This is a genomic window from Spirosoma agri, from assembly GCF_010747415.1.
In the GTDB taxonomy this organism is placed as follows: domain Bacteria; phylum Bacteroidota; class Bacteroidia; order Cytophagales; family Spirosomataceae; genus Spirosoma; species Spirosoma agri.
In genome coordinates, this window is the sequence record NZ_JAAGNZ010000001.1 from 3,248,495 (window position 1) to 3,273,646 (window position 25,152).

The 25,152-nt window shown below is 50.4% G+C and carries 19 protein-coding genes and 1 tRNA gene; 6 read left to right on the forward strand and 14 right to left on the reverse strand.

Annotation, left to right across the window (positions count from 1 at the left end; all coding sequences use genetic code 11):
* Positions 1-5 precede the first annotated feature (5 nt).
* The 6 genes from GK091_RS13500 to GK091_RS13525 all read right to left on the reverse strand — a co-directional run bounded on the left by GK091_RS13500 (position 6) and on the right by GK091_RS13525 (position 10,225).
* Positions 6-1,661 carry a glycoside hydrolase family 28 protein gene (locus GK091_RS13500; RefSeq protein WP_164038793.1) on the reverse strand — a complete coding sequence of 552 codons (1,656 nt, stop codon included), beginning with the start codon at positions 1,659-1,661 and terminating at the stop codon, positions 6-8.
* Between the two features lie 181 nt (positions 1,662-1,842).
* Entirely contained in the window at positions 1,843-3,486 is a 1,644-nt protein-coding gene (locus GK091_RS13505) for a RagB/SusD family nutrient uptake outer membrane protein (RefSeq protein ID WP_164038796.1), read from the reverse strand.
* 21 nt (positions 3,487-3,507) lie between these two features.
* On the reverse strand, positions 3,508-6,825 hold the full coding sequence (locus GK091_RS13510) for a TonB-dependent receptor (protein WP_246202230.1): 3,318 nt from the start codon (positions 6,823-6,825) through the stop codon (positions 3,508-3,510).
* A 213-nt stretch (positions 6,826-7,038) separates the two neighbouring features.
* Positions 7,039-8,067 carry a FecR family protein gene (locus GK091_RS13515; protein ID WP_164038799.1) on the reverse strand — a complete coding sequence of 343 codons (1,029 nt, stop codon included), beginning with the start codon at positions 8,065-8,067 and terminating at the stop codon, positions 7,039-7,041.
* A gap of 166 nt (positions 8,068-8,233) precedes the next feature.
* Complete coding sequence (locus tag GK091_RS13520; protein ID WP_164038802.1) at positions 8,234-8,812, reverse strand: RNA polymerase sigma factor; 579 nt, start codon at positions 8,810-8,812, stop codon at positions 8,234-8,236.
* A 378-nt stretch (positions 8,813-9,190) separates the two neighbouring features.
* Positions 9,191-10,225, reverse strand: coding sequence for a LacI family DNA-binding transcriptional regulator (locus GK091_RS13525; protein ID WP_164038804.1), 1,035 nt, complete (start codon positions 10,223-10,225; stop codon positions 9,191-9,193).
* Between the two features lie 354 nt (positions 10,226-10,579).
* On the opposite strand from GK091_RS13525, the gene GK091_RS13530 reads away from it, so the two are divergent.
* The 5 genes from GK091_RS13530 to GK091_RS13550 all read left to right on the forward strand — a co-directional run bounded on the left by GK091_RS13530 (position 10,580) and on the right by GK091_RS13550 (position 13,885).
* Positions 10,580-10,951 (forward strand): hypothetical protein, encoded by a 372-nt coding sequence (locus GK091_RS13530; protein ID WP_164038809.1) that lies wholly within the window; start codon positions 10,580-10,582, stop codon positions 10,949-10,951.
* Positions 10,952-11,006: 55 nt separating this feature from the next.
* Positions 11,007-11,318, forward strand: coding sequence for a hypothetical protein (locus GK091_RS13535; protein ID WP_164038813.1), 312 nt, complete (start codon positions 11,007-11,009; stop codon positions 11,316-11,318).
* 104 nt (positions 11,319-11,422) lie between these two features.
* The gene (locus GK091_RS13540) at positions 11,423-11,689 is read left to right on the forward strand and encodes a SemiSWEET family sugar transporter (protein WP_164038817.1); all 267 of its coding nucleotides are present in this window, start codon (positions 11,423-11,425) and stop codon (positions 11,687-11,689) included.
* Positions 11,690-12,431: 742 nt separating this feature from the next.
* Positions 12,432-12,851: a hypothetical protein gene (locus GK091_RS13545; protein WP_164038823.1), complete on the forward strand. Its 420-nt coding sequence runs from the start codon at positions 12,432-12,434 to the stop codon at positions 12,849-12,851.
* A gap of 284 nt (positions 12,852-13,135) precedes the next feature.
* Positions 13,136-13,885, forward strand: coding sequence for an acyl-CoA desaturase (locus GK091_RS13550; protein ID WP_164038828.1), 750 nt, complete (start codon positions 13,136-13,138; stop codon positions 13,883-13,885).
* A 36-nt stretch (positions 13,886-13,921) separates the two neighbouring features.
* On the opposite strand, the gene GK091_RS13555 is transcribed toward GK091_RS13550, so the two are convergent.
* The 4 genes from GK091_RS13555 to GK091_RS13570 all read right to left on the reverse strand — a co-directional run bounded on the left by GK091_RS13555 (position 13,922) and on the right by GK091_RS13570 (position 18,992).
* On the reverse strand, positions 13,922-15,094 hold the full coding sequence (locus GK091_RS13555; protein ID WP_164038832.1) for an MFS transporter: 1,173 nt from the start codon (positions 15,092-15,094) through the stop codon (positions 13,922-13,924).
* A 267-nt stretch (positions 15,095-15,361) separates the two neighbouring features.
* Positions 15,362-16,426, reverse strand: a complete 1,065-nt coding sequence (locus GK091_RS13560) for a response regulator (RefSeq protein WP_164038836.1) — start codon at positions 16,424-16,426, stop codon at positions 15,362-15,364.
* Positions 16,404-18,017 (reverse strand): sensor histidine kinase, encoded by a 1,614-nt coding sequence (locus tag GK091_RS13565; RefSeq protein ID WP_164038839.1) that lies wholly within the window; start codon positions 18,015-18,017, stop codon positions 16,404-16,406. The genes GK091_RS13560 and GK091_RS13565 overlap by 23 nt, the downstream gene beginning before the upstream one ends.
* A gap of 366 nt (positions 18,018-18,383) precedes the next feature.
* Complete coding sequence (locus GK091_RS13570; RefSeq protein ID WP_164038841.1) at positions 18,384-18,992, reverse strand: hypothetical protein; 609 nt, start codon at positions 18,990-18,992, stop codon at positions 18,384-18,386.
* A gap of 459 nt (positions 18,993-19,451) precedes the next feature.
* On the opposite strand from GK091_RS13570, the gene GK091_RS13575 reads away from it, so the two are divergent.
* Positions 19,452-20,141: a TlpA family protein disulfide reductase gene (locus tag GK091_RS13575; RefSeq protein WP_164038846.1), complete on the forward strand. Its 690-nt coding sequence runs from the start codon at positions 19,452-19,454 to the stop codon at positions 20,139-20,141.
* A 92-nt stretch (positions 20,142-20,233) separates the two neighbouring features.
* On the opposite strand, the gene GK091_RS13580 is transcribed toward GK091_RS13575, so the two are convergent.
* The 4 genes from GK091_RS13580 to GK091_RS13595 all read right to left on the reverse strand — a co-directional run bounded on the left by GK091_RS13580 (position 20,234) and on the right by GK091_RS13595 (position 25,149).
* Complete coding sequence (locus GK091_RS13580; RefSeq protein ID WP_164038849.1) at positions 20,234-20,902, reverse strand: porin family protein; 669 nt, start codon at positions 20,900-20,902, stop codon at positions 20,234-20,236.
* Between the two features lie 172 nt (positions 20,903-21,074).
* A complete protein-coding gene (locus tag GK091_RS13585) occupies positions 21,075-23,186 on the reverse strand; it encodes an FG-GAP-like repeat-containing protein (RefSeq protein ID WP_164038850.1) in 2,112 nt (703 codons plus the stop codon).
* 587 nt (positions 23,187-23,773) lie between these two features.
* Positions 23,774-23,860: transfer RNA gene (locus tag GK091_RS13590), tRNA-Ser, on the reverse strand.
* Between the two features lie 539 nt (positions 23,861-24,399).
* On the reverse strand, positions 24,400-25,149 hold the full coding sequence (locus GK091_RS13595; RefSeq protein WP_164038853.1) for a hypothetical protein: 750 nt from the start codon (positions 25,147-25,149) through the stop codon (positions 24,400-24,402).
* Positions 25,150-25,152: the final 3 nt, after the last annotated feature.

Here is a 25,152-nt window from a genome sequence, read left to right on the forward strand (position 1 = left end):
GTAGGTTAGTTAGTCGACGATAGAATCAGATTCTTTTCTAGTGCCCCCTTGCTAAACTCGGCTCTGGTTTTGGCCTTAGCCACATCGGTGTTCGTCACCTGAATAGCCTGACTGCGTTCACCGTTGATGGAGAAAAGTAGACTGGCCTGCGGATCGTACTGAATGGTGTCGAAGGTCAGGTTACTGCTGTTATCGACCAGAATAACGGGCTTCGTGCTTTTGGTGATGAGCCGGACATTGGTAAACCGAATGCCACTCGCATCGATCAGCTCCACCCCCTTATCGGCCTCCAGCACCATCTTTTCCATCGTGATATTTTTGACCGCCATTTCGGGCAGACCCCGAATGAACACGCCTTTCTTAGCACCGGTACAGACGATGTTTTCAAACTTCATATCCCGAAAAATCGGCGTTCCGTCGTTGACAACCGGGCGTTCGTCGCGCTGGCCGTCGGTCGCGAATTTGACGAAGTAATACAGGTCGAAGAAGATGGCTTCCCCGGCGATGTCTTTCATAAAAATATCTTTGGCGTAGATGTGCTCAACCACCCCACCCCGACCCCGTACGGATTTGAAGCGTAAGCCTTTGTCGGTGCCCATGAACGTACAGTTCGACACGAAAATGTAGCGGGCTCCCCCACTCATCTCACTCCCGACAACGAAACCTCCGTGCCCATTATAAACCGTATTATTCCGGATAATGCCGTTTTCGGTCGGCATGCCCCGCTTGCGTCCTTCTTCATCTTTGCCCGATTTTATGCAGATCGCATCATCGCCCACATCGAGCGTACAGCCTTCGATCAGGAAATTTTTGCAGGATTCGATGTCCATGCCATCACCGTTCTGGGCGTATTCCGGATTTTTCGTGGTCACATTCCGTATCGTCAGATCCTGACACATCAGAGGATGCATACACCAGGCGGCTGAATTCTGGAACGTAACGCCTTCCAGCAGCACCTTTTTGCAACCGGTCAGCACCACCAGATTTGGCCGAAGAAAGTCTTTCATGTCCTCAAAACTCGCCAGCGGCTTCTCGGATGACAGAAGCATACTCCGGCCCTCGGTGCTCACCTTTTTGAACTGCTCACTGGGATACCAAGTCGTGCCATCGTCTTTCAGCACCCCGCCCGAGGCCACTTTCGCCTTCCACTGGTTTTCGGTCAATTGCCCTTTGTTAACGGCCCGCCACACATCCCCGTTTCCATCCACGATTCCCTGTCCGGTGATGGCAACATTCTCCAGATTCGTACCCGAAACCGGCGATTGGTTACGGGCGGCCCGCTTTCCTTCATAGACGCCTTCCACCAGTACATACTGACTTTTGTCGGTGGTGAACAGCAACGTAGCCGCCTTTTTCAGATGCAGATTAACGTTACTTTTCAACTCGATCGGGCCGGTCAACCACAAACCGCTCGGCACCAGCACAACGCCCCCTCCTTTCTGGTTGCAGGCGGCTATAGCCGCGTTTATCGCTTTGGTATTCAAGGTGATGCCATCGGATTTTGCCCCGTGAGCGAGAATCGTTATCGTGTCTTTCCGAAACGTCGGCTGGGCAATTTTCGGGAGATTTGTCCAGCTGTACGTGGGAGTAGACTGGGCCTGAATAGCCAACGGAACCAGCGTGGTGAGCCAAAGGCTGAGAAATCGATACCATTTAATCATTGTCTTTTATGGACGGTTTTGTCGTGGGTAGTCGTGTTGAGTCAACAGGTTATTCGCGCATCACTAACTGGCCTTTACCTCCCCCCGTCCCCTTTCCTGTTTTCAGGAAAGGGGACGGGGGGAGGTAACAACCGCTCCCCTTGTTTCGGGGGAAGGATTGGGATGGGGTAAAGCCTATAGCCTACTGATAACCCTGGTTTTGCGTGAACTCCGTTTTGTTGCTGATGGCGTCCAGTTGGGTTTGCGGAATCGGGCGCAACACCTGAAAGTCCTGGAGGTTGACCGCGTTGTCGGGCGCGTTGGCCCGAATGCGTTCCAGCAGTTTGCCGGTACGTTTCAGGTCGAACCAGCGAAGTTGCTCGCCAGCCAGTTCACGGGCACGCTCATCCAGAATGTAGTCGAGTGTTACCTGAGCGGCTGTAATTTGCATAGCGGCTGCCTTACCCGCTTTGGCAGCACGGGTGCGGAGTACGTTAATGTAGTCAGCCGCAGCCTGCAAGTTGCCCAGTTTCATCTGAGCCTCAGCGGCAATCAGGTATACCTCGGCCAGCCGGATCACAAACACATCGCGGGCACTCTGGGCTTCGTTCAGGCTGGCGCGGGTGGGGTCCATGAACTTCGACAGAGTTGGATAGCGCAGGTTGTCTTTCACCGTTCCGTTGGCGTTATAAATCTTGCTCCGATCATACGTCTGGTATTTTCGCGTAGCCTCGAATGCATCCGGAATCTCCTTCCGGGTGCAATACACCGCCGTGTCACCCAGGTTCATGCCCGCGGGCCGGGAGGTTGAATTCGCCAGCCATACCTGCTGAAACGACCCTTCATAACGGGCATCGTCATCTGTGTATAAGTCCATGAGAAAACGCGTGGGCATGTACCGGTTGAACGGTCGTCCGTTGAGGATATCACGCGTCATGCCGGGCCGGTCGTCGTACTTCATCAGAAACAGCAGGTGCGCGTTGTTGCTGCCCCGACCGTGACCGTAGGGGTTGAAGGTGGTATTGACCAGGTCATTGAGCGCCAGATTCACGGAGTAATCCACCACGTAGATGGCTTCTCTGGTTTTCAGATTACTCATCTTCCACAGATCGGCGTAGTTGGCTTCCAGCTTGTAGTTCGTATTCGCCAGAACGGCCTGCGCCATCTCCAGCGCTTCTTTGTTCATGCCCCGCGTCAGGTACATACGGGCCAGAAACGCCTGAGCGGCCCCTTTCGTCACTCGTCCGTATTGCGGCTGTGTAGTGGGCAGATTCGCCACGGCTAGTTTCAAGTCCTCGAAAATCTGGTTGTAGAACGTTTCTACAGGCGTCCGGTTGGCCGTGGAAATAATACCGTTCGTTTCCTGCGTCGTAAAGTGAACGCCACCCCAGCTTTCGACAATATGCCAGTAATAAAACGCCCGCAGGAACCGCAGCTCCCCTTCACGGATGGGCCGTAACGTAGCCGACAACCCCGCTTTATCGATCCGACTAATGCCGCCATTGCATAGATTGATGGCCGCGTAAAACTCCCGCCATTCGCTGGTCAGCGCCGTATTGCTTCCCTGAAGGTTCAGGTATTGGGTCAGGTCGCGGAAAACCTCTCCCGATCCACTCGTCCAGATATCCGTGCCCGTTTCGGCGATGTTATAGCCTTCTTCTTTCCCGTACCACCAGCGCTGATACGAGTAAGCTGCATTGACCAGCGTTTCGAAGCCTTCGGGTGTGGTGTACACCGTTTCGGCGGTCAGCCCGCTGGGGTTGTATTCTTCCAGCGCATCGTTGCACGAGAAAAGGGTAAGCAGCGACAGTGTCAATACCCCCGTTTTTAAAAGAAATGCGTTCATGATCGATTCGATGCGTTTGGGTTATAGATTGACGTTCAGGCCAAATACGTAGAGTTTGGTCATCGGGAAGTTCTCCGAACCACCCCGCTCCGGGTCGTAGTTTAGTTTGGTGAACGTGAACAGATTCTTGCCCGTTACGTACAGCCGAACTCCGCGGATAGCCTTTGGCAATACCTTCACGGGCACGTTGTAGGCCAGGGTAATGTTCCGAATCCGGGCGAAGGTGCCATCCACGTACCCCAGGGTCGACAGGTATTTCAGCCCCCCGTTTCGGTTGGGCCGTGGATACGCGTTGGTCGGATTTTCGGGCGTCCAGTAGTCCAGACCGGCCGTACTGTTGCCAACGCCCTGCTGATCGAAACGGGCCGAACGGTCGGAGTTGATCATCTGGCCAATGCGGGCGTAGAGGAATACGTTCAGATCGAACCCTTTGAATTTGACGGTATTATCGAAACCACCACTCCACCTGGGACGGGGTGTTCCCAGAATGATCCGGTCGTTGACGGCATCGATCTTGCCATCGCCGTTCTGATCTCTGACTTTGATTTCGCCCGGTAGTTGCGTTGGCGACAGTTTTGCGGCTGCTTCCGCTTCGGACGTTTGCCAGATGCCCAGTTTTTCGTAATCGTAATACACGCTGATCGGCGAACCGACAAACCAGCCATTGCCAATATCGTTGCTACCCGTAACCAGTTCGGTAATCTCTTCCTTATTTTTTGTGAACGTGACGTTACTGGTCCAGCTCAGGTTTGGCGTCCGGATGTTGGTGCTTCCCAATGTGATCTCAAGGCCCCGGTTGCGCGTTTTGCCGATGTTCTGCTTTACCGTCGTTACGCCGGTCGTTGGCGGCAGACCCCGATCCAGTAACAGATCCTGCGTGCGGGTATCGTAGTAATCGACGGACGTATTGATCCGACCGTTGAACAAGCCAAAATCGAGCCCTATATTCTTCGTGTACGACAACTCCCAACCCAGGGCCGCGTTGCCCACGTTCCGGGAAAACGTGTAGGCGGGGGCGGCTGCTTCGTCGTAGCCAAAGGCGATCCGGGTCAGCGTTGTCTGGGTCGCGTAGGGGCCCGATGGGTCATTGCCCGCCACCCCGTAGCTGGCTCGTAGTTTCAGATCACTTAGCCCTTTGACATTCTGCATAAACTTCTCTTCGATAACGCGCCACGCCAGAGCCGCCGACGGGAAGAACGTCCATTTATTGCCCACGGCTAGCTTCGACGAACCGTCTTCGCGAGCCGTTACCGTTAACAGATACCGATCGCGGAAGGCGTAATTCAACCGACCGGCAAAGGACACCAGATTGTTCTGCGAGTAGGCCGAATTGATCTTGATTTCCTCGGTGGCGCTGCCGATGGAGTAAAACAGCTGCGACGGCAGTAACTGGTTGACACCCGACGCCGATGCATTGTCGGATGAATTGCTCAGGTAGCTGGCAATCCCGGTCAGCGTCAGGGCGTGCTGACCAATGGTTCGCTGGTAGGTGACTACGTTTTCCCAGTTAAGGCTCCGTCCACTGCTGGTGTTATAGGTCGCCAGCGATTTGCCGGTGAGTGACCGGTCGATGGATTTCGGCGATGAGTACGCGCCATCCCGTACAGAAGCCAGATTAACACCCAGCGTGCTCCGGATCATCAGGCCTTTCAGGGGTGTTAATTCCAGGTAGCCGTTCGTCAATACGCGGGTCGTCAACACGGTGTTATTGAATACATTCGGCTGCTCGTCGGAGAGTGGGTTCGCCGTTTGACCATCCAGCATGATGTAGTTAAAATTACCGTTGGCATCATACAGCGAACCGAGCGGGCTGATTTTGTTGGCCTGGTTCAGCGGATCTCTCCGCACGCTCTGGTTATAATACGTAAGCTGACTTTGCAGGCCGATTTTCATCCAGTCGTTGATCGTAAAATCGACATTGAGTCGTCCCGTATAGCGTTTCAGTTCATCCAGTTTCAGAATGCCTTTCTCATTAAAATAATCGACCGATACATATGACTTCAACCGATCGGTGCCGGCCCGAATACCAACCTGGTAATCCTGTTGCAGGCCATTGTGAATGAGCGCATCCTGAAAGTCGGTCCAGACGCCTTTCTGTAAGGCGTCGTATTCCGCCACGTTCGTAAAGATAGCTGCGTCATCGGCTGGACTTTTCCAGACACCACCCGCTCGCCAGGCTTCCCGTTTGAAATCCCGGAACGCGTTAATGTCCATCGCTTTCGGATACATCGTTGCCTGCGAAATACCGGAGTACGCATTGAAGGAGATATCCGGCTTGCCCGAACGACCTTTTTTCGTGGTGATCAGAATAACCCCGTTCGACCCGCGCGACCCGTAGATCGCGGTCGATGAGGCATCTTTCAACACATCCATCGTTTCAATATCGTTGGAATTGATATCCTCCAGATTGTTATACTGAATGCCATCCACGATGATCAGCGGGGAGTTGTTACCGCCAATGGAGCGATTACCGCGAATCGAGATGTTCACGCGGGCACCCGCCTGGCCGCTGCTTCGGGTAATATCGGCACCGGCAATTTTGCCCTGAGCCGCTTCCAGCACGTTGGCCGTCGGCACTTCCTTTAGTTGCTCACCTTTGAGTTGAACAACGGAGCCGGTCAGGTCTTTTTTCCGAACAGCGCCGTATCCGATCACTACCACTTCTTCCAGTGCGGAAACGTCGGGGACCATCGACACGTTGATACTCGACTGACTGCTTACGGGTACGTCCTGACTCTGGTAGCCGACAAACGAAAACGTCAGCACGACGCCATTGCCATCCGGTATCGTTAGTTTAAATTGCCCATTCGCGTCCGTTGTCGAACCGCGATTCGATCCTTTCACAACAACACTAACACCCGGCAATCCTGCTTTTTTCTCGTCGGTTACCGTACCCGATACCGCCCGGTCAGCGGCTTCGCTCCCTACGCCGATACTGGTGTGTGAGTCGGAATCGGCTTCCAGCACAATTTGTCCGCCGACCAGTCGATACGTTAGTTTCAGCGGTTTAAGCAGCTCGTTCAGGGCTTCGTTCAGGCGTTTCTCCGTAACGGCAATCGTGATGGGCTGATTGACGTTGATCGACTTCGAGCTGTAGACAAAGCGGGCAGCCGTTTGCTGTTCAATTTGGGACAGTACCGTCCGGAGTCGCTGGTTGTCGACTTTGAGCGTAACGGTTCGGTTCATCAATTCCTGCCCATGCCCATCGAAGGCGAACGAAAAACTCGTACAGGCTACCAGCAGAAAAAGTGGGGCAAGCGATCGATTCATGAGCCGCATCAGCCAATTAGCCGGGCGGCCCGGCGAGTAGCCTGCACATACAGGTTCTCTTTTTTTCATACCTTTAAGGGTTTTGTTAGATGGTCAATCGACAAAATAATCCGGTTTATCGGCGCACGATTCGCAGTCGGTCCGATAAGAGCTGGAGTAAATCAGCGCTGGTTCATGTTGGTCGCATGGCCAGCGTTTTTTAAAAAACGGGTGAATTGAAAACAGTCAGGTCATAGGCTAGCGGGGTAAGAGGATCGTTAAAACAGACGGGTACTAAATCGGTTACTGCACACATCCTTTTCCACTGATCAGGATTGTGGTTCCATGCACTTCGTAGGTAGATCGTAACGCTGCGCAGATAATATCCAGTTGTGTGTAAAGTGGCTGACTGGTCAGATTCGCCGTAAGCGGACAGTTTTTCTGCTGCTCGTTGTCAACGTCAATCTTGATTCCATACGCCTGTTCGAGCGTTTTCAGCACCTCGGCCAAGGGTGCATCATCGAACTGAAACGTCAATGGTGTCTGGTCACGAACGGCGGGCTGAATGAGTTGGGGTGCGTCGACAAGTCCCGTGACGAAGTGTTCCTCCTTACTGAAAAACGTGGCCATCTGATTGGGACTGAGCACCACCCCGTTGGGTGAGGATTGCTTCTCCTTCCCCCCTCCCTCTTTATAGACCGTAACGCGACCCGTAACGACCTCCACCCGTATTTGCCTATCAGCCAGTTGTGTTCGAACGAAGAAGCTTGTCCCTAACACCTTGGTCACAACCTTGTCGGTGTGGACATAGAACGGGCGGGACGACATCTTTTGAATCGAAAAAAACGCATCGCCCGTTAAATACACCGTTCGCTTTTCTGGGGCAAAGTGGTTAGGGAACCGAAGTGAACTGTGAGCCGCCAGCTGCACGGTACTCCCGTCTTCCAGGCGTATGACCAGGGGCTTGCCCGAAGGGTTCGATCGCTCGGTCCAGTCCGTTTGCGTATCGGCCGAGAGTGACTGCATAACTAGTAGATCAACAGGTGGCTTCACGTAAAACCAAATGCCGACCAGAAGAAGTGATGCTGCAATGCCAATCCACCGGTAGCTACGGGTTCGGATCGGAATAACCGGCGTTTCATCGGTCTCCATTTTTTGCTGGATCTGGTTCCAGAGACGGCCTTCTAATTCAGCCGGATCAAGTTCCTGCCTCGATTCACCCGTTTCCGTTTCCAGTAAGCCGTACCAATGTTCGACAAATTGCTTTTCCTGGGGGGTACATTCACCGCGTAGATACTTTTGTAAAAGTTGCCCAAATTTCTTCCGGCTCATGACCTGTAGTCCTAGTTTCTACCAGGTAAGTCAACGAAGTGGGCCGGGTGCCGCAAATAGTTTTATTGGATAGTCAAAAAATACAATATAATAACCCAAAAAGATAGCTATTCCCCGAAAAAATTATAGTATATATTGATATGGTTTGATGCTCAGCGAGGCTTCCTCACAGAAAAAGATTCATAAACAGGCCGGCCAGCAGGTAATCACGGAGGTAATGACGAAGGGTTTTGATCGCCTGGCTGATGTGGTATTCGACCGTCCGCTCCGGAACGTTCAACTGGGACGAGATTTCTTTGACGGTCTGGCATTCCAGCCGATTCAGGCGAAATATCTGGCGGGTCTTCTCGGGTAACTCATTCAGATGTTGCTCTACAGCGTTGATCAATTCGTCCAGGTCCAGTTGCTCGTCCGTGATGAACGACGCTTCGGTGTAGGCAGCAAACGCATGACCGGCGTATTTTTCCTGAACCAGCGTCGCTTTGTAGTGATTGATAATGGCATAGCGGACAGCCGTGGTCAGATAGGCATCCAATCGATCGATTCGCAGTGATTCCCGGCGTTCCCACAAGCGCAGGAAAATGTCCTGAACGAGCTCTTCTACAGACGCAAGGTCCTGAACCTTATGCCGGGCGATGCTGTACAGTTTTTTCCAATATCGCTGGTAAATTTCCCGAAAAGCACGTTGATCTCCGTTCCTGAGGTAGATGACCAATAATTCGTCGGGTAGCGATTTGTAATTCACAGCAGTAGAAGAAAAGAGGATGCCTAGATCAATTATATTCCTGGAATGGCACTTGAGAACGGTGTACTACTACCTTTTGTACTTTAGCAACAAATTGGTTGCTTCTCTATTGTTGGTAAACTAGTCTTGTGTCTATTAATATCGACCTATTTATTAAACTTAACAAACATTTTATTGGTTTTTTTCTTTGCAATCGTTACCGGGAACGTTGCCGACGATTCGATTGGATCGTTTTCAGTCTGCTATTGGGCCAAGCATCTACGAGAATATAGATTAAACACTGGCACGCAGTCCTGCTTTTTTGTTGTATTTTTTCAATATGCAATTTACCTTAACGCTTGATTCGTTGCGCTACGTTGATGGCACGTAGGACAGGGGTTAGCCATCTTTCCGAATCAGCCCGACTGATTGCGTTGAGGCCCGGATCACTAATTCGCTTTCCAGATTCACCTGGGTTGTAGTGCCAGTTTTCTGAATGGTATCCACTAAAATTCTCGTCGCCAGTTGACCCATTTCCAGTAAAGGCTGGCGAATATAGGTTAGGGGCGTATGGAACAGATCGTAAGCCTCAGCCTGGTCAAAACCAAGGACCGCTACGTCGTCCGGCACCCGTATCGATAGCGCATTGAGTTGTTTTAATCCATAGAGTGCCAGCGAATTCGACGCGAACAGAATCGCATCGACGGGTTGTGCCCCGCCCATCAGGGACCGGATGGCTTTGGCCATTTCCGTTTTGACCGTAGCCGGTTCGAGTTCTTTCAACCAACTTTTGACGAATGGGATGTCATTTTCCTGAAGCGCAGCCCGGTAACCCCGTTTGCGCTCGTTGATGTGAAACAGCTTTGTTTTGAAGCTGACCATACCGATCCGACGAAAACCGGAATCGACAAGATGCTGCACCCCTTCATAAATCGACTGGAAATTGTCTAGTGCGACATAATTGGTTTTTACGTCAGGGAAGTAGCGGTCGATCAGCACAAACGGTGTGCGCTGCTGCAAGGCGATGAGTTGCCGCTCCGCCCCTTCCGGCGCGGCAATGATCAACCCGTCGACCTGCCGGTTTAGTAGCGTATTGATTAGCTTTTCCAGTTTTTGCGGGTTCTCGTCGGAGCTGCCAAAGAGCACGGTGTACGCCTGTTTGTCCGCTTCGTCTTCGATAATACGCGCCACTGATGAGGAAAACGGATTCGATATATCGGCGACGATCAGACCAATTGTCGCGCTTTTATTCGTCTTCAGACTTTTAGCGATCTGGTTGGGCTGATAATTCAGTTGCTTGGCCACCTCCCGTATTTTTTGGGCTACCTCTTTACTGATCCGATTTTCTTTTTGATTATTCAGCACGTACGAAACCAGGGTTGTCGAAACGCCTACAACCTGCGCTATATCCTTCAGTGATGTCTTTTTTATCATACCGGCACAAACATAGAAAAAGTCAATAATATAACCAATCGTTCAAATAATCGCGCTGTGCTAAATCGATTGAACAACGGAAATTTGTCTCAGAAAATCAATAAAATTGTAAAATTTGTTGTACTATTTTTATAAACTTAGCACAATTTAAAAAGGAATATAGGCTAAATGAGGCCATTTTGTTGAAACGTTTAAACCAAATTAATCATATCGGCGTTCTTTTCTCGAAGCGCTTGCCAAGGTGAGCAAGAGGTTTATCGAAGCTGTCCCTTTAGCGGAGGGCATCGATTTTTTAACGAGCTACGTTGCTCGGCAGGCGGCTCGCGCAACCTGTTTAACGAACAATTATCTACCATGGAACTGACACATAATTATAAGCAACAGGCGACTTTCACCCGCCTTCGCACCCAGTATAAACACATTTTAGGCTCATTCATTAGCCAGCATTCGGAGGTGTTCGAAGCACTATCCCGGGGCGGAACTCCTCATGGTGGCAACTGGCTCCCAACGAACCGGCCCGAAACAACGACCAAATCCGTTGATTCGATTCGGGAAAAGATGGCGGCCGTACAGCAGCAGCTTGATGTGTTGACCCGCCAGCTCACGCGGCTCAGCAACGAAATGGGCGAACTGGAACGCGCATCGAAAAATCGTATGCCTACGCCAATAGCGGGCGAATCAAGTGAGATCGGCATCAACCGATTCCGGGCTACACCCGTAAACTAATCATCAACAAAAGCCTCGCCAGACTAGTCAGGCGAGGCATTAACTCCTTTACGCAATGAAACGGTACTCAGTAATTTATCTGCTCAGAGAGCAATACCAACACGTTGGCAGCGCCACGCTTTCGGAAGCAAAGACTGTCTTACAAAAACTATCGACCGATAAACGTCGGATTCCCATTGGCATCTATGATGCGAAAACCGAGTTATTCGAGTGGGAACCTAATCGCCAGCACGAATTGAACAACGCCAGTATCAGCGAGCAGGGCAATCGGGGTCACCACATCATTACCATTGCGGAGGCACTGCGCCGTCGTGACTCGGGCTGGCACCCGGCTGACGGTTTTCAACGACCGAGTTTTTTTGCTTAATACCGGTTGGCCGTATTACTGGCTTTGTTTACAACTGACAGAAAGCAGGCAGGCTAACTCCCTGTCTGCTTTTATAATGACTTTTTTCCGCTAAACCCGTTCGTATGAAAGCGTTTGAGATTCTTGGCTTAATAGCGACAGTCTTTACAACCGGGGCCTACCTTCCACAGGCGTACAAAATCATCAAAACGAAATCGACGCATAGTTTGTCCACGCCAACGTACACGATGATCGTGATTGGCAGCGCGTTATGGGTTGTGTATGCCTACGATCGTCAGGATGTGCCGGTTATTCTGGCAAATGGGATCACGGGGCTTTTGAGCGCGGCAATCCTGTTCATAAAGCTGACCGCCCGATCGAAAATGCACTAAGACTACTTTCGGTATAAACCTGACCTGGGAGCCGGTGGAACGGTATCCTGCTAGGCATTGATCCACAGCTTCCGATCACCGACCAGCCACCAACGAAACCGTCCAGCGAACTGATACGCTGGCCGGTTTGCCCATACTTTTTATTCCACTCAGGTTTAGATCAACTCCACTGGCCCAGTTCTCACTGGGCCAGAAATGATCAATCGGTAGTGCCAGTGCGCGAAAGAATTGGCGATAGAAGCCGTACAGATCAAGACCAATCTAGTTTGCGGCTATAATGCGGGGTCGCGGTATAAGTCTGAAAACCATGTCCGGCTGACGAAAATCAGTCCGAGGCCTAACATTCGTCACGGTTGCCAACAGCGGAATGAGCCACCTTTGCAGCCATCAACCGGCTTGTTATCATGGGACTCTATTCTTCATCACTGCGATCAGCATCTCTACCACCGATGTTATTGGTGTTCATTCCTGCTGAATCGAACCAACATGCTGATATAGAGCAGGTTTTGTTCAAAGCCCGCTCTGCACTGCCCCCCAGTGTACGCATCCTACGCATTCGTGAAGTAGCCTACCCAGCTATAGTCCGGAGTTTTTGTTTTACCTCATTACCCGCTTTCAGTCTACTTCAGCAGGGTCTTGAAATGTGGCGATACTCAGGCCCAATCGATATTCCTGATCTTGTCTTTCAACTAGGCAATCACCTGAATGCAATCGCCCAACAGAACCAATTAGCTCCGCCAGCATGAATCAGTCAACAGCATCCCATCGCTCCGAGTCATCACTAACGCCCGATTCCTGCCATCAGGCGTATCAACATTGGCAGCAAATTATTCGTCAGCAGGAAGAGGAAATCGGGCACCTCCGAACCTTACTGCTCGACGTAATGAACTTGTATAATTGCCGTAGCCTTCGCCACGATGTCCTCGATTATTACCAGGATTTGAACCAGCTTCAACTCAAAATCAATCGGTTACATCACGACTTACTCTGCGAAGGAGTCGATTGTGCGGTCATCAACGTAGAAAAAGCGTGCGTCAATAGTCGCTTTGGTCTTTCGGCAACGCTGGAACGTCATACCAATGCCTTAGTGGGTGAGTTTTCCCGCATTAAAGGCGGCTGTTTGCAATTCCTGTCGGGCATGATGAGTCTGAATTTATTATAGATATGGCGCTTCCTGCTGACCTGAACCAGTTCTATAACCAGCTTCATTTTGGAGGCAGTTCGTGACAAAGGGGAATAGTAGTGACCGAATTGGCCGAACCGCAGCCTGTAGGCTCCACCCGATATTGGGGTATTTATGGTTAAGGTTTCATCCAGAGCCAGATACTTAAAACTCACTTTTTTGGTGCTGGAATCGACTGATAAAGGTCAGCTTCCGGACTGATCGGGATCAGGCATCGCGTAAGCCGATGCCTACACCTTTGCGGCTGTTTTTATCGATTCATTATGATCATCCTCGCGTTCTTTTTAGCACACTGGTATCTGTCGGTGTTGATGCAGACCTTATTCTTACACCGCTACGCGGCCCATCAGATGTTTACGATGAGCCGACGCTGGGAGAAAATTTTTTACGTGCTGACTTTCGTTGGGCAGGGTTCTTCGTTTCTGAGTCCGCGCGCCTACGGTATCATGCACCGGTTGCACCACGCCCACGCCGATACGGAACACGACCCGCATTCCCCGCAGTATTCGAAGAACCTGTTCGACATGATGTGGAAGACGCGGCTCTTCTACAGCGAGATCAGGAACGATCGGGATACGATTCCGGCCAAATTCAAAAAAGGCGTACCCAACTGGACATGGATGGAGCATTTTGGCAGTCGGTGGTCGGTCCGGATAGCCTGGGGAACGGTCTACACGCTGGTGTATATCCAGTTTGCCACAACGCCCTGGCTTTTTCTGCTACTACCGATCCATTTTCTGATGGGGCCCATTCACGGAGCGATCATCAATTGGTACGCGCACCGGTATGGCTACACGAATTTTGCGGTCGATGATACGGCGAAAAACTTGCTCCCGTTCGATTTTCTGATGATGGGCGAATCCTATCACAACAACCACCACAAATATGGCGGACGCGCCAATTTCGGCGGTTTCCGCTGGCACGAATTCGACCCGGCATACCCGGTATTAAAAATGCTAGACGCCCTAAAAATCATTCGGTTACGCACCGGACGCGACGAAGCCTATATGTAACGATATAGGCAGAGAATCGGGTTAACAAGAAGCTGGCTATCGGCTGCGACGCATAGCCCAAAGTCCTGCAATTGGGCCGGGCAGCAGGCTATAAAACAGCCAGCCCGATATGCCGGCGGAAGCGGCCAACCCGGCCATCAGCTGGATCGACAGCACGGTCAGTAAAAAACCAAAGCAGGTAACCAGTGTCAGGACACTGCCCCGGTTTTCACTCGTGGCGCGACTGGCAACCAACGTCGAAAACTGGGGCGAATCGCCTGCGGCTGCCGCTCCCCACACCAGCAGGAACAAACCAAACAGAAAAGGCGGCAGGGCCAGCGAAAACGGAACCAGCAGAATACACAACGTTGAAGTCAGCAGCAAAGAACGAGCCACCCGCCCACTACCAATCCGCAAGGCAAGCAATCCGCCACCCACGCAGCCCACAGCCCCCGCAGCAATCGTACCGAACGTCCATAAGGGGTTCGACAGCGTAATGTCAGGATGTTGCTCATGGTAGTAACGGATCAGGATTGGCAGAAAAGCCCAGAACGTATACAGCTCCCACATGTGGCCGAAGTAGCCCAGCATGGCCGGTCGAAAAGCCGATGGTTTGCCCAATGCCACCAGTGCCTGAACCCGAAACCGATTACCCCGGACAAGCGTATGCGTTACGGGCACCAGGAGCGTCAGGAATACACCCCCACCGATCGCCAACAAACTAACTGACAGTAGCAACGTCCGATAGGGCACGCTACCGCCAAGTCCACGCAGCAGATAGGGAAAAGCCGTGCCCAACACCAGGGCCCCGACCAGAAACCCCATCGCTCTTCCCAGGCCAGTCTTGAATCGGTCGGCGGCAATCTTCATCCCAACGGGATAAACACCCGCCAGAAAGAAGCCGGTCATGAATCGGCTTGTCAGAACCGTTTCGGCGTTAAGCGGGAACACCAGCCAGATTAGGTTAACGGCAGCCGCCAGGGATACGGATACCAGAAAAACCGATGTCGACCGAAAGCGATCCGGAATAGCAAACAGCGCATAGAGAAACGTACCCGTGATGAAGCCCAGTTGCACCGCCGATGTAATCCAGCTCGTCAGTTCCGGCGCGTGTAGCACCGATTGAAGTTCGGGCAAAACGGCATTACCGGCAAACCAGAGGGACGTACCCGCAAACTGCGCGAATACAATAACCAGCAAATGAAAAGTCGTACGGGAGGTATCGGGCATTCCCAAAGGTAGCCCTCATTTCCCATCAGACGGTTATGCGGGTTTTTCGCTAAGGCACGTGTTGCCATACCACCGCATGCCTACCGTAGCGATCATCAGCCTCGTGGGACGCCCTTTCCTACGCAATATCTGCATGGCGTTCGACGCGCCTGAATGGTACGAAGCCGAACGTTGGGCCAGGCCAACCTCGGCTATTTTCGCAAACTGTATGGAGAGCGTTACTACCCGTTGACCAGCTTATGATTAACTGGCGTTCACACTAAAAAGCTACCAGTTAGCTCGTCGTAGCCTATCGGGTTGTAGCAGTCGAATACCGCCCGACGGTATTACCTCGATCAGTCCATCCTGTTTAAACTCACTCAACGTTCGTATGAGCGATTCGGTTGCGGTGCCGATGGTAGCGGCCAGATCGTCGCGCGAAAGCTGAATCACCTGATCGGGCTGTTGCTCATGGAGCCGGAGCAGCGTATTCGCCACCCGACGCCGGAGCGAACTGTAGGCCATTGCCAACAACTGCTTCTCCCGCTCGCCCACCTGTCCCGCCAGCAGCTTAATAAACTGTTGACCAACTGCCGGATTGGCCTGTATCAGTTGCTGAAAATCCTCCCTGGCGATGTATATCAATTCCGTTTCTTCCAGCGTCACGGCGGAATCGGTGTAGTTGCCATTCTCCAATAAGGCAAAATAACCGAAAAAATCTCCGGCATTATAAAGGCCCGTGATCAGCTCTTTCCCGTCGGTATTGGTGCGAACGGTCTTCACCTTGCCCGCTTTGAGAAAATACAGCCGCGTGGGTTCATCGCCCTCCGAATACACGTACTGCTTCTTGCGAACGGTGTGCGCTTTACGATTCGCCGACAGGCTTTGGAGCGTACCGACCTGCCTGGCCGCATCGACAAGAAACTGCGTCAGCCCCTCTTCCCGACGTTGCGTTTCAGCCTGGTTACGCTCAGGGTGAAGATGTTGAAACCGGTTCAGTCGTCCCTCGATGGCACTGAGCAGTTCCGACTCATCGAACGGTTTGGTCAGGTAGTCGTCGGCCCCCAGCTCCATGCCTTTCCGAAACTCAGACCGTTCGGTTTTGGCCGTCAAAAAAATGAACGGCACCCCCGATAATTGTGGATTTTTATTGAAAATGCGCAAGACACCATAGCCATCGAGCACCGGCATCATGATGTCGCAGATGACCAGATCGGGTTTCGTATCCAACGCTTTTTCGACGCCTAGTTTGCCGTTTTCAGCCGTTAGTACGGTATAACCGGTCAGTTCCAGGATCTCGGCGGTGTTGTCGCGAATATCGTCGTTGTCTTCAATCAGCAGGATGGTTTGCATACGGAAGGGTAATGAGAACGGTCGTTCCCTGGTTTAATTCGCTTGTTAAGGTGACATGCCCGCCCATCAGGTCAACATAACGCCTGACAATGTGCAGACCCAGGCCCGTACCGGCAATAGTCATAACGTTTTTAGCCCGAAAGAAGCGTTCAAACAGATGCTCCTGATCGTCCGGCGAGATGCCCACTCCCTGATCACGGATGCGAAGGGTCAACCAGTCAGCATCGTACTGCAACGCTACCGTCACGACGGAGCCCGGTCCGGAATATTTGATGGCATTGGACAGCAGATTGATCATAATTTTTCGCAACAGCGACGGATCGATCCACACCGACTCCGGGCTTTTAAGCACCGTTTGAATCGTTTGCCCGTCTTTCAGCATCGACTGCATATCGGCCACGGTTTCGTTCACCAGACGAGTTAGGTCAACGGCAACGGGGTTCGTTTCGATCCGGCCTTCTTCCAGCTTGCCCACCGACAGGAACTCTTCGAGAATGTCGTTGAGCTGATTGACCGACGAGCGTATCCGGTTGATGTGTTTCTGCCGCTTTTGCTGCTGCTCTTCGGCGGGGTATTTCTCGATGAGCGCGGCCGATGTCAGCACCGTTGTCAGGGGCGTGCGAAACTCGTGGGAAGCCATCGAAACGAAGCGTGATTTCAACTCCCCCAGCTCCCGCTCAGCCGCCAGTGCTTTGTTGAGTTCATCCTTCGATTGTTCCAGCTGGTCGAGGGTGTTCATCAGCGCGTGGGTGCGGTCTGCGACTTTCTGTTCCAGGTCGGCATTGAGCCGTTCAATGTGGTCGCGGTGCTCGATGAGCTGTCGTTCAGCGGCTTTTTTTACGGTAATGTCGATCACGTACGCCACCACATACAGTTCATCTTCCAGCCGAAAATAGCTCAGACTGATCTCGACGGGAAATATCGACCCGTCGTTGCGCTGGGCGTGCAGATCGCGGTTGTGCCCCATCGACCTCACCTGTGGATTCGCGTTGAAGGAATGCCTCAACTTTTCGTGGTAGGAACTAACGCTCGTTGGCACCAGCTGTTCGATGGTTTTCCCGTACAATTCGCCCGTTTCGTACCCGAACAGCTGATCGGCTAACTGATTGACGGACACAATCCGCCCGTGCTGATCACAAACGATGATACCGATGGTGGCATTCGAGAAAATGGCTTCATACCGACGGACGTTCTGCTCAAGATCCCGTTCGGCCTGACGCAGCCGATCCTGGTCGACAAGCCGAATGAGGGCATACGGTCTGCCGTGAGTGGTGAACGCGTGGATGGTGAGGTGGCCCCAAAATGGCTGTCCATTCTGTCGGTTAATTTCCAGATCTTCCTGGTGGTATCCGCTTTTGATCCGATCGATCAGGCTAGGTTGCGGTTCGTCTGCCAGCGACCTGATCCGAAGCGAATGAGAACGCAGGGTATCGGCCAGAAAAGCCTGTTCGGACAGATAGCCCAGCATCGCCACCCCCGCCCGATTGACGTGCGTATACCGCTCATCGACCAGATCAAAGATCCCATTGAAATCGTCGCTTTTCTCAAACAGCAGGTCTACTAACCCACTTGAATACAAATCGGTGAGCATAGGCGAATGGACATCCCCGTCAATGTTGACATTAGTTCACGCCAAACTTCGCCTAATTTTAAAGAAAGGCCAAACGGAAGGCGAACAAACGTTGAACTCCTCACAGCCCGAAACCCGCGGGTGATTTTCGTTCTCTGTCGTGTCCGCTGGTGCTGAATGGATTACCCTGTCAGGTGCTTTACGAGTATAAGTCGAAGTGGGCAGTCATTCACGAATCGGCTTATGTAGACGCCCCTGCCATTCATTTTGCAATGCTTTTAACGAACCAGAAACAGACAACAGTACGCCATCGTAGGCTTCTGTTGGTAACCGATAAAATTGACCGGTCATCTGAACGCATTGGTAGGCCAGCATTGAAACCCCGCCTTAGTTTACCCGGAGTGATACGTCATCATAATAAGCGGTCCCCGTCGTTTTGGGCAGGAAAAACAACAGGACGTACATACTGTACATATTGGCCGGGAAGCTGTCAAAAGTTAACGAATATTCCGTAAACTCCTGGGTTCCTACAATCGACGTTTTACCCTCGGTGGATGTATAAAAAGCCGGTGCATAATTGGCGCTGGCACCTAAATTGCCCCCTAGGGCTAGTGAGATTCCATTTCCCTGCACGTTGACAGTCTTGATTTTGACCTTCATGGTTAGTTTGGCCCCTGCCGGAATAGGTGTAGTGCCCATGTAGAGCACCTGCTGCATGAATTGGTAGGTGGTATCATCGGGAGCCGCCGAACAAATCACCTTAATGGAATGGGACGGCGAGGAAGCGGCTTCCGTTGAGTACGAGACGGAGTACGTATTTGGCTTGGTGGTTGAGGTTTTGCCCAGATTAGTTGTCCAGTCCTGGTAGGGCGTGGCCTCAAAATCTCCGTTCGTTAGTACATTAGCAATAGGCTGGCTTTGAGGCTCCTCCTTTTTGCAGGCGCTAAGTAGCACCACGGTGGTAAAGAGGGCAATCAATACGCTATAGGTCTTCATCGTAGTGAGTCATATGGTTTACCCATAAACTTTGATTATACCTATTTCTACTATGAATAAGCTAATTTAATGACAATTAACTCTTCTTTTTGACGTATTAGCCCCTTCTACTACCACTTAGACTCTTAGTGACGGCGGTTATAGCTGTCAGCTAATTTTCACTAAACAACTAGCCCTCCATTTGATATTGTCTCAATCAGTAAACTAGCTACTCTTTAGTCTGCTAGAGTGCTGGATTGATAGCGAAACCAGATAAGTGATTTGCTGATCGATCAGCCATACTGGGTATCGTCCTAGTTACGTAAGAGGCAGAACGGCCCCACTAACTGGCCTTCCATCAGACCCACACTAATTGCCTGTAACCGCTTACTAAACAATCGTTTGCTAATGTGATCTTACTTGACAGAAATACGCGATGGCTTCGTTATCGGCATACGAATTCACGTAAATCCCTATCCTATGCGTTCCTGCCTCTGCACTCCTGTACTGGTATCGGTATCTACATTGGTTTGCCTGCTTCTCGCAGGGAGCCCAATCTCGTATGCGCAAAACAACACCCTGAAACAATGCGGGGAAACCCTGCATAAAACCAGGCAAGCCTTGACGGCGAGCAAGACCTCCAATCAAGCCGGGCTTGTTCCGCTTTTCGACCCCAACGCTCAAAAGCTACAACAGAGTTATGACGAGTGGGCCAACTGTGTGAAAGGCCAGAAAGCACCCCTGTCCTCTTTTCAGACGCTACGTGGTGAATCGTACGACACCAACTCGTTAGCGGGGAAGATATTGGTGGTAAATTTTTGGTTTACAAGCTGTGCCCCCTGCATCGCTGAGATGCCAGCGATGAATAAGCTGGTGGAGGAATACAAGGGTAAAGACGTTCTCTTTCTCGGTTTTGCAACCGACAGAGTAGCCACGCTAAAGCCTGCGTTTTTTGAGCAGCATCCGTTCAGTTTCAAAATTATTGCCGAATCCAGTAGCATAGCTTCCTCCTTTCAGGTCATGGGCTATCCGACCACCTACATCATCGATCAGCAAGGAATTATCCGTCAAGCCTGGCTTGGGTTTGCCGGTAATGGAATGGACCAATTAGCGCCCTATCACAAAGCGAAAGAGTCGATCGATAGGCTATTGACAACGGCTAATAAGTAGACCAAAACCATACTTTAAAATCGTGTTTTGACCCGTTGACTCTTTACTGGATTTGGTGAAGTATCTGCCAGCTGTTTCTCCGAACAAATCAATCATAAGTGGGGCTTGGCCAACCAAAAACCAGCGGTTATTCCCAGGGTTCGATGGTACGATTTAATCAAAGCACTTCCTAGATCAACCAGGCCATAATTATAGTTAACCCCCACCGAGAGCCGCTTAAGTTCGATACCAGCTGCCGCGCTGGCCCCATAATCAACCCGTCTAAAGCTATTATTGCCTATATCGCCGGAACCAAAAACCACATCACGCTCAGCGATGGGGGCGTAGGAAGAGCTTAACCTACCCCCTAAACCAATCCCTACATACGGGCCAACTCCCCCATAGAAGCGAATTGACTGACTGATACGACCTCGAAATAACGCTAAAACCGGAATCTCAGCGTAAACCAGTTTGATTGAGTTGTTAATTGGACTAATGACCGATCCGGAATTGCCATCAATTAAGAGGGAGTTGACTTTACTGCCCTTTGTACTAATCAGCAGTGCCGGCTGTAACGAGAAGGACTTAGTCATTGGCATATCAAGGAGGACTCCCCCCTGAAAAGCGACTTGCGGCTCAACCGAGACACCTGACTCAAGTGCAGGTATATGGATAGTGGATGCGTTTATACCAGCTTTGATACCCAGGCGAACTTGGGCATAAGCTTCGTTACCGAGAACTAGCGCACTGGCTACTAAAACCGATTTGATTAGATTTTTCATGGTTGAGCTTGGTAAGGAATTTTGGTACTAATTGAAACCGTACTGTGGGTAACATTCCACCCGATGATAGCCCAAAGCGGCCCGACTTATGAGTCGGGCCGTTTTGGGCTATCATGTACTTTATTGATCAAACTATGTTCGTTGAGCAGCTTCCCGCTCGAATGATAGCTACTTAGTGCTTAACCAGTTTAAGCGTTTTGTGTTGCGTAGGCGTAGTAACGAGTAATAAATATATGCCAGCCTGGTTACCAAGAGCCAACCTATGTCGTTCTACTGCTCTCGCCTGCTGAATATGCAACTGACTTTGCTGTTGCCCCTGTTCACTGAGCACCTGAAACGATAACGGTTGCTGATCCGCTCCCTGCACCTCAATCTCGACCTGATCAATAACAGGATTACCCAATACGATTACGCGGAATGTGTCGGATGATTCACTGCCTTGACGGGCTCCGTTTTGACAACCAGCCAGCCAATTATACTGATAGGTAGCCGACTCGTTGCCCTGCTGAGCCCATAGCGTAACAACTGGATTGTCCGCATAAACGCGCAGGTTGTAAGGCCCCACTGCCGTAGTTACCATCAGCTCATTGGCCACCGAGAAGCTGATCGGCTCACTGCTCTGGGTACGGTACTGAGGAGTAAAACGAACCAGGTGTTCACTGGTAGAAACAGCCTGACAGCTCACCGGGGTGACCCCCGTGATGGCAAACCCGGTGGGTGGCAGTGGCGTAGTGCCACAACTGGCCAGCCACTCGAATCGGTAGGTAGTTGGCTGACCTCCCTGTTGAGCCATCAGGGTAATGGTAGGGTTATCCGTGTAGAGTTGCAGGCTATAGGGCCCCGGAGCTGTGGTGGACATCATCTCGTTGGCAACCCAGAAAGTAATCGGTTCCGCCTTCTGGCCACTATAGTACGGGGTGAAGATGAGTTGCCGTTTGGAGGCCGAGATCGTCAGACAGCTCACGCCGGTAACCCCAGCGATACTTAGGCCGGTAGTAGAAGCTGGGCTAGCGGTAATGCTAAAGCTAGTGCTGGCCGAGAGTCCGCCCGGATCCGTTGCTGTAATCGTGACGCTGCTCACGCCACTTGAAATGGGAGTACCTATTATGGTTCGAGTGGCAGCATCAAAGACGAAGCCGTTGGCGGGCTGGATGCTGGCGGTGTACGTTAAATGGTTCGGTGTCTGTTGGTCGATAAACGCATTGACCGTATAAGAAAAAGCAGTGTCTACTGTGGCTACCTGTGTCAGATTGACCACCGGTTGGGGTGGTGTATTGGTTACGCCCGTACAGTTGACTAACATCGTGACGCCGGACGTAGTCAGATCAGGGCGACCATCGGCATTCAGATCATACACCGATACGCTTCCTGCGGATGCCGGAATAAGGGTAGGCGTTTTAAAACCGCCCACACCATTGCCCAGTGCAACTGATACCGATTGTGTCCAGTATAGACCTACTGCCAGATCCTGCTTCCCATCAAGGTTGAAATCCCCTACACCAATGCTGATGGGGGCGCTGCCGATAAAATAGTTAGTAGCAGCACCGAACTGTCGAGCCCCCTTACCAAGCATAATCGAGACAAAAACCGAGTTTGTTCGCACGATTGCCAGATCCATCTCGCCATCAACGTTGAAGTCGCCTACGCTCACCGCACGCACTGGGCTAGTAGGATCATCCAAGTTAATCGAAGTCAACTCATTAAATCCACCCCGTCCATCACCCAGCATCATTGAAACGCGATTATATGCGTAATCAGCCATTACCAAGTCTAACTTGCCATCCTTGTTAAAATCAGTTACCGCTACCGAAGTCAAGGAAGCACCCACGGGGATGATTGTCGGTGTTCCAAACCCGCCCAAGCCGTCGCCAAGTAAGATAGACAACGAACCTGAATGAAAGCAGGCAACCGCAATGTCGAGTTTGCCATCCCCGTTGAAGTCACCTACGGCTTCCGCCCAAGTTGTGTAATGATCGCCTACACTATAAAAAGCAACCGCACCGAAACCACCATTTTGATTTCCTAGCTGAACAGCAATATGGTCTCCCCCTTGGCCACCGGCCAGATCAGGTATCCCATCCCCGTTAAAGTCACCAACGGTCACGGATGGGCCATAAATCCAGGGTTGGTTCGTCAAGGTAGTAAAACACTGGCTCCAGGCCAAGTTCGTCATACTAACTAATCCAATGATGAGCATTAACCGGATGTAGGGTTCCGAAATGAGTTGGAAAGGCGCAGTTTTACAGAGCTTTTTGCTGTCGGCAACTGGTAGATGATGTTTCATAATAACTAGGTGTTTATGAATTTATCTATAATTCTAACTGGCTAAGTGATTAGCTAACTGCTGTCGTAATGATTGATAAGCGGATATAGGTTAGAACTAAAATAATTATTATTAAATATAATAAACAATAAGTTAACATATTATGTATATAGACAACTTTATTAAATTAAATTTATTCATTGGCGAAATAGACTCGGCTCATAAAATGATCGGACAACCCATAACTAACCCTTAGGCCATTAATCTTGCACATGTGGCTATATTAATTGTTGGCATTTAGGCGCTGGAGCGTCTGGCTTAGAATCAGTTTTGTGTAAGGCTTCGCTGGTCCAATGAGGTGAGCTCAACTAGAAAAATGCGACTACTAAATGTAGTAGCCATAGCGTAGAATGAATTCAAAATCCGTTCAATGCACAAGGACAAAATCGGATATTGGTAATTTCAGCTATGAATTAAAGAAGTGTAACTAGCCCTTTACCATCCATCAGGCTAAAGATCGAAGCACTGCGATGTATACAATTTGTGTAACCATCACAAAAAAAAGCATTTTAATTAATTGACTATCAATTAATTAAAATGCTTTCATGCAGAGAGAAAGGGATTCGAACCCTTGATACGGTTGCCCGCATACACACTTTCCAGGCGTGCTCCTTCAACCACTCGGACACCTCTCTGTGTCTCTTTTTCATTTACTTGACTTACAAGTAGTTACGATTTGTTATTAGGGGTGCTTTTCTATATCAATGTCTCAGTTTATGTCTCAGATATTGTCTGACTGATCGGAGTGCAAAATAAGCGAATGTGCCGGTCTTGTGCAAGGTGTGTGCTGAATTTGTGCTGGATTTGTGCAGATTATTAAAATCTTCCTTAACCATTAATAAGGACTAAGCATTAATTCTACCATTACTTCAGCGTTTGGAATCCCACTATTCATTAGTCCGGTCTTATATAGTTTATTGTGGTGACATTGGCGATGAATTATAGCTTGCTTGGGTAATCCCAGACATTTGTCTAATCTTTACGGATAAATGGAAGGACAGACAGTAGCATCAGAATTTGACTATAAGTCCATACTAGCCCGGTATATACAAGTCGTGGCAAATACGGAAGGTGTTCATTTCATCGATGAATGCTCAACGAGTACGCGCGAACGATCCCTTCAGTTTAGCCAGGCTGAGATCGACGAGATGTTTCGTCTATTTGATGAATTTGATTACGATTTAGGAGCTATACGATAATAGAACTTGGCATTCGCTGCCCGCTCTGAAATCTCTTCAGGAATAACTATACCATACTGGCTGTAACCCCATCTTTTAAATGATTTGGAAACGGGGTCATAAAATTGGGTGATTTCAGTCCATGACGCGTACCCATCTGGAGAAACCGGTATGAGCGCATTCAATTCTATTTGATCGGCTTGCTGTGACGTTAATACTCGATCCCCTCTGTATTTATAAATGAATCGCTCTTTTGTGAGGTTTTCGCTCACTAGAAAGTCAGACCAAAAATTTATGACGTTAGTCTGTATTTCCAATAGATCCCGAATTGGAAGCGCTATATCCGTTGGTACAACCAAAACACGCCGATCTATGATACTGTAATATGGATTAGCTGGAGTAGCGTCTTCAGGGATGAAGCAGGTTCTGACAAGCGTTTCCTCAATTTGAGATACGTCATCGATTATTCGATCTTTACGACCAATGCTTCTATGCTTAAAGGCATTTGCGACATCCCCAATCCAGTGGTAGTCTGGGCATAAGGATGCAATATAATTCCTATCAAACTCTTCTTTCTTATAGGGGGGTATTAGCTGCTCTCTAAAATTGAAAAGCAAGTACGATGACTGACGAGCTAGACTAATTAACATCAACTTACTTTTAATTTCATTCGTAGCCAGTTTGACATACTGCTCATAGGCCGGCATTACTTCATTGAAGTAATGATTGACAGCATCTTTATACATTGT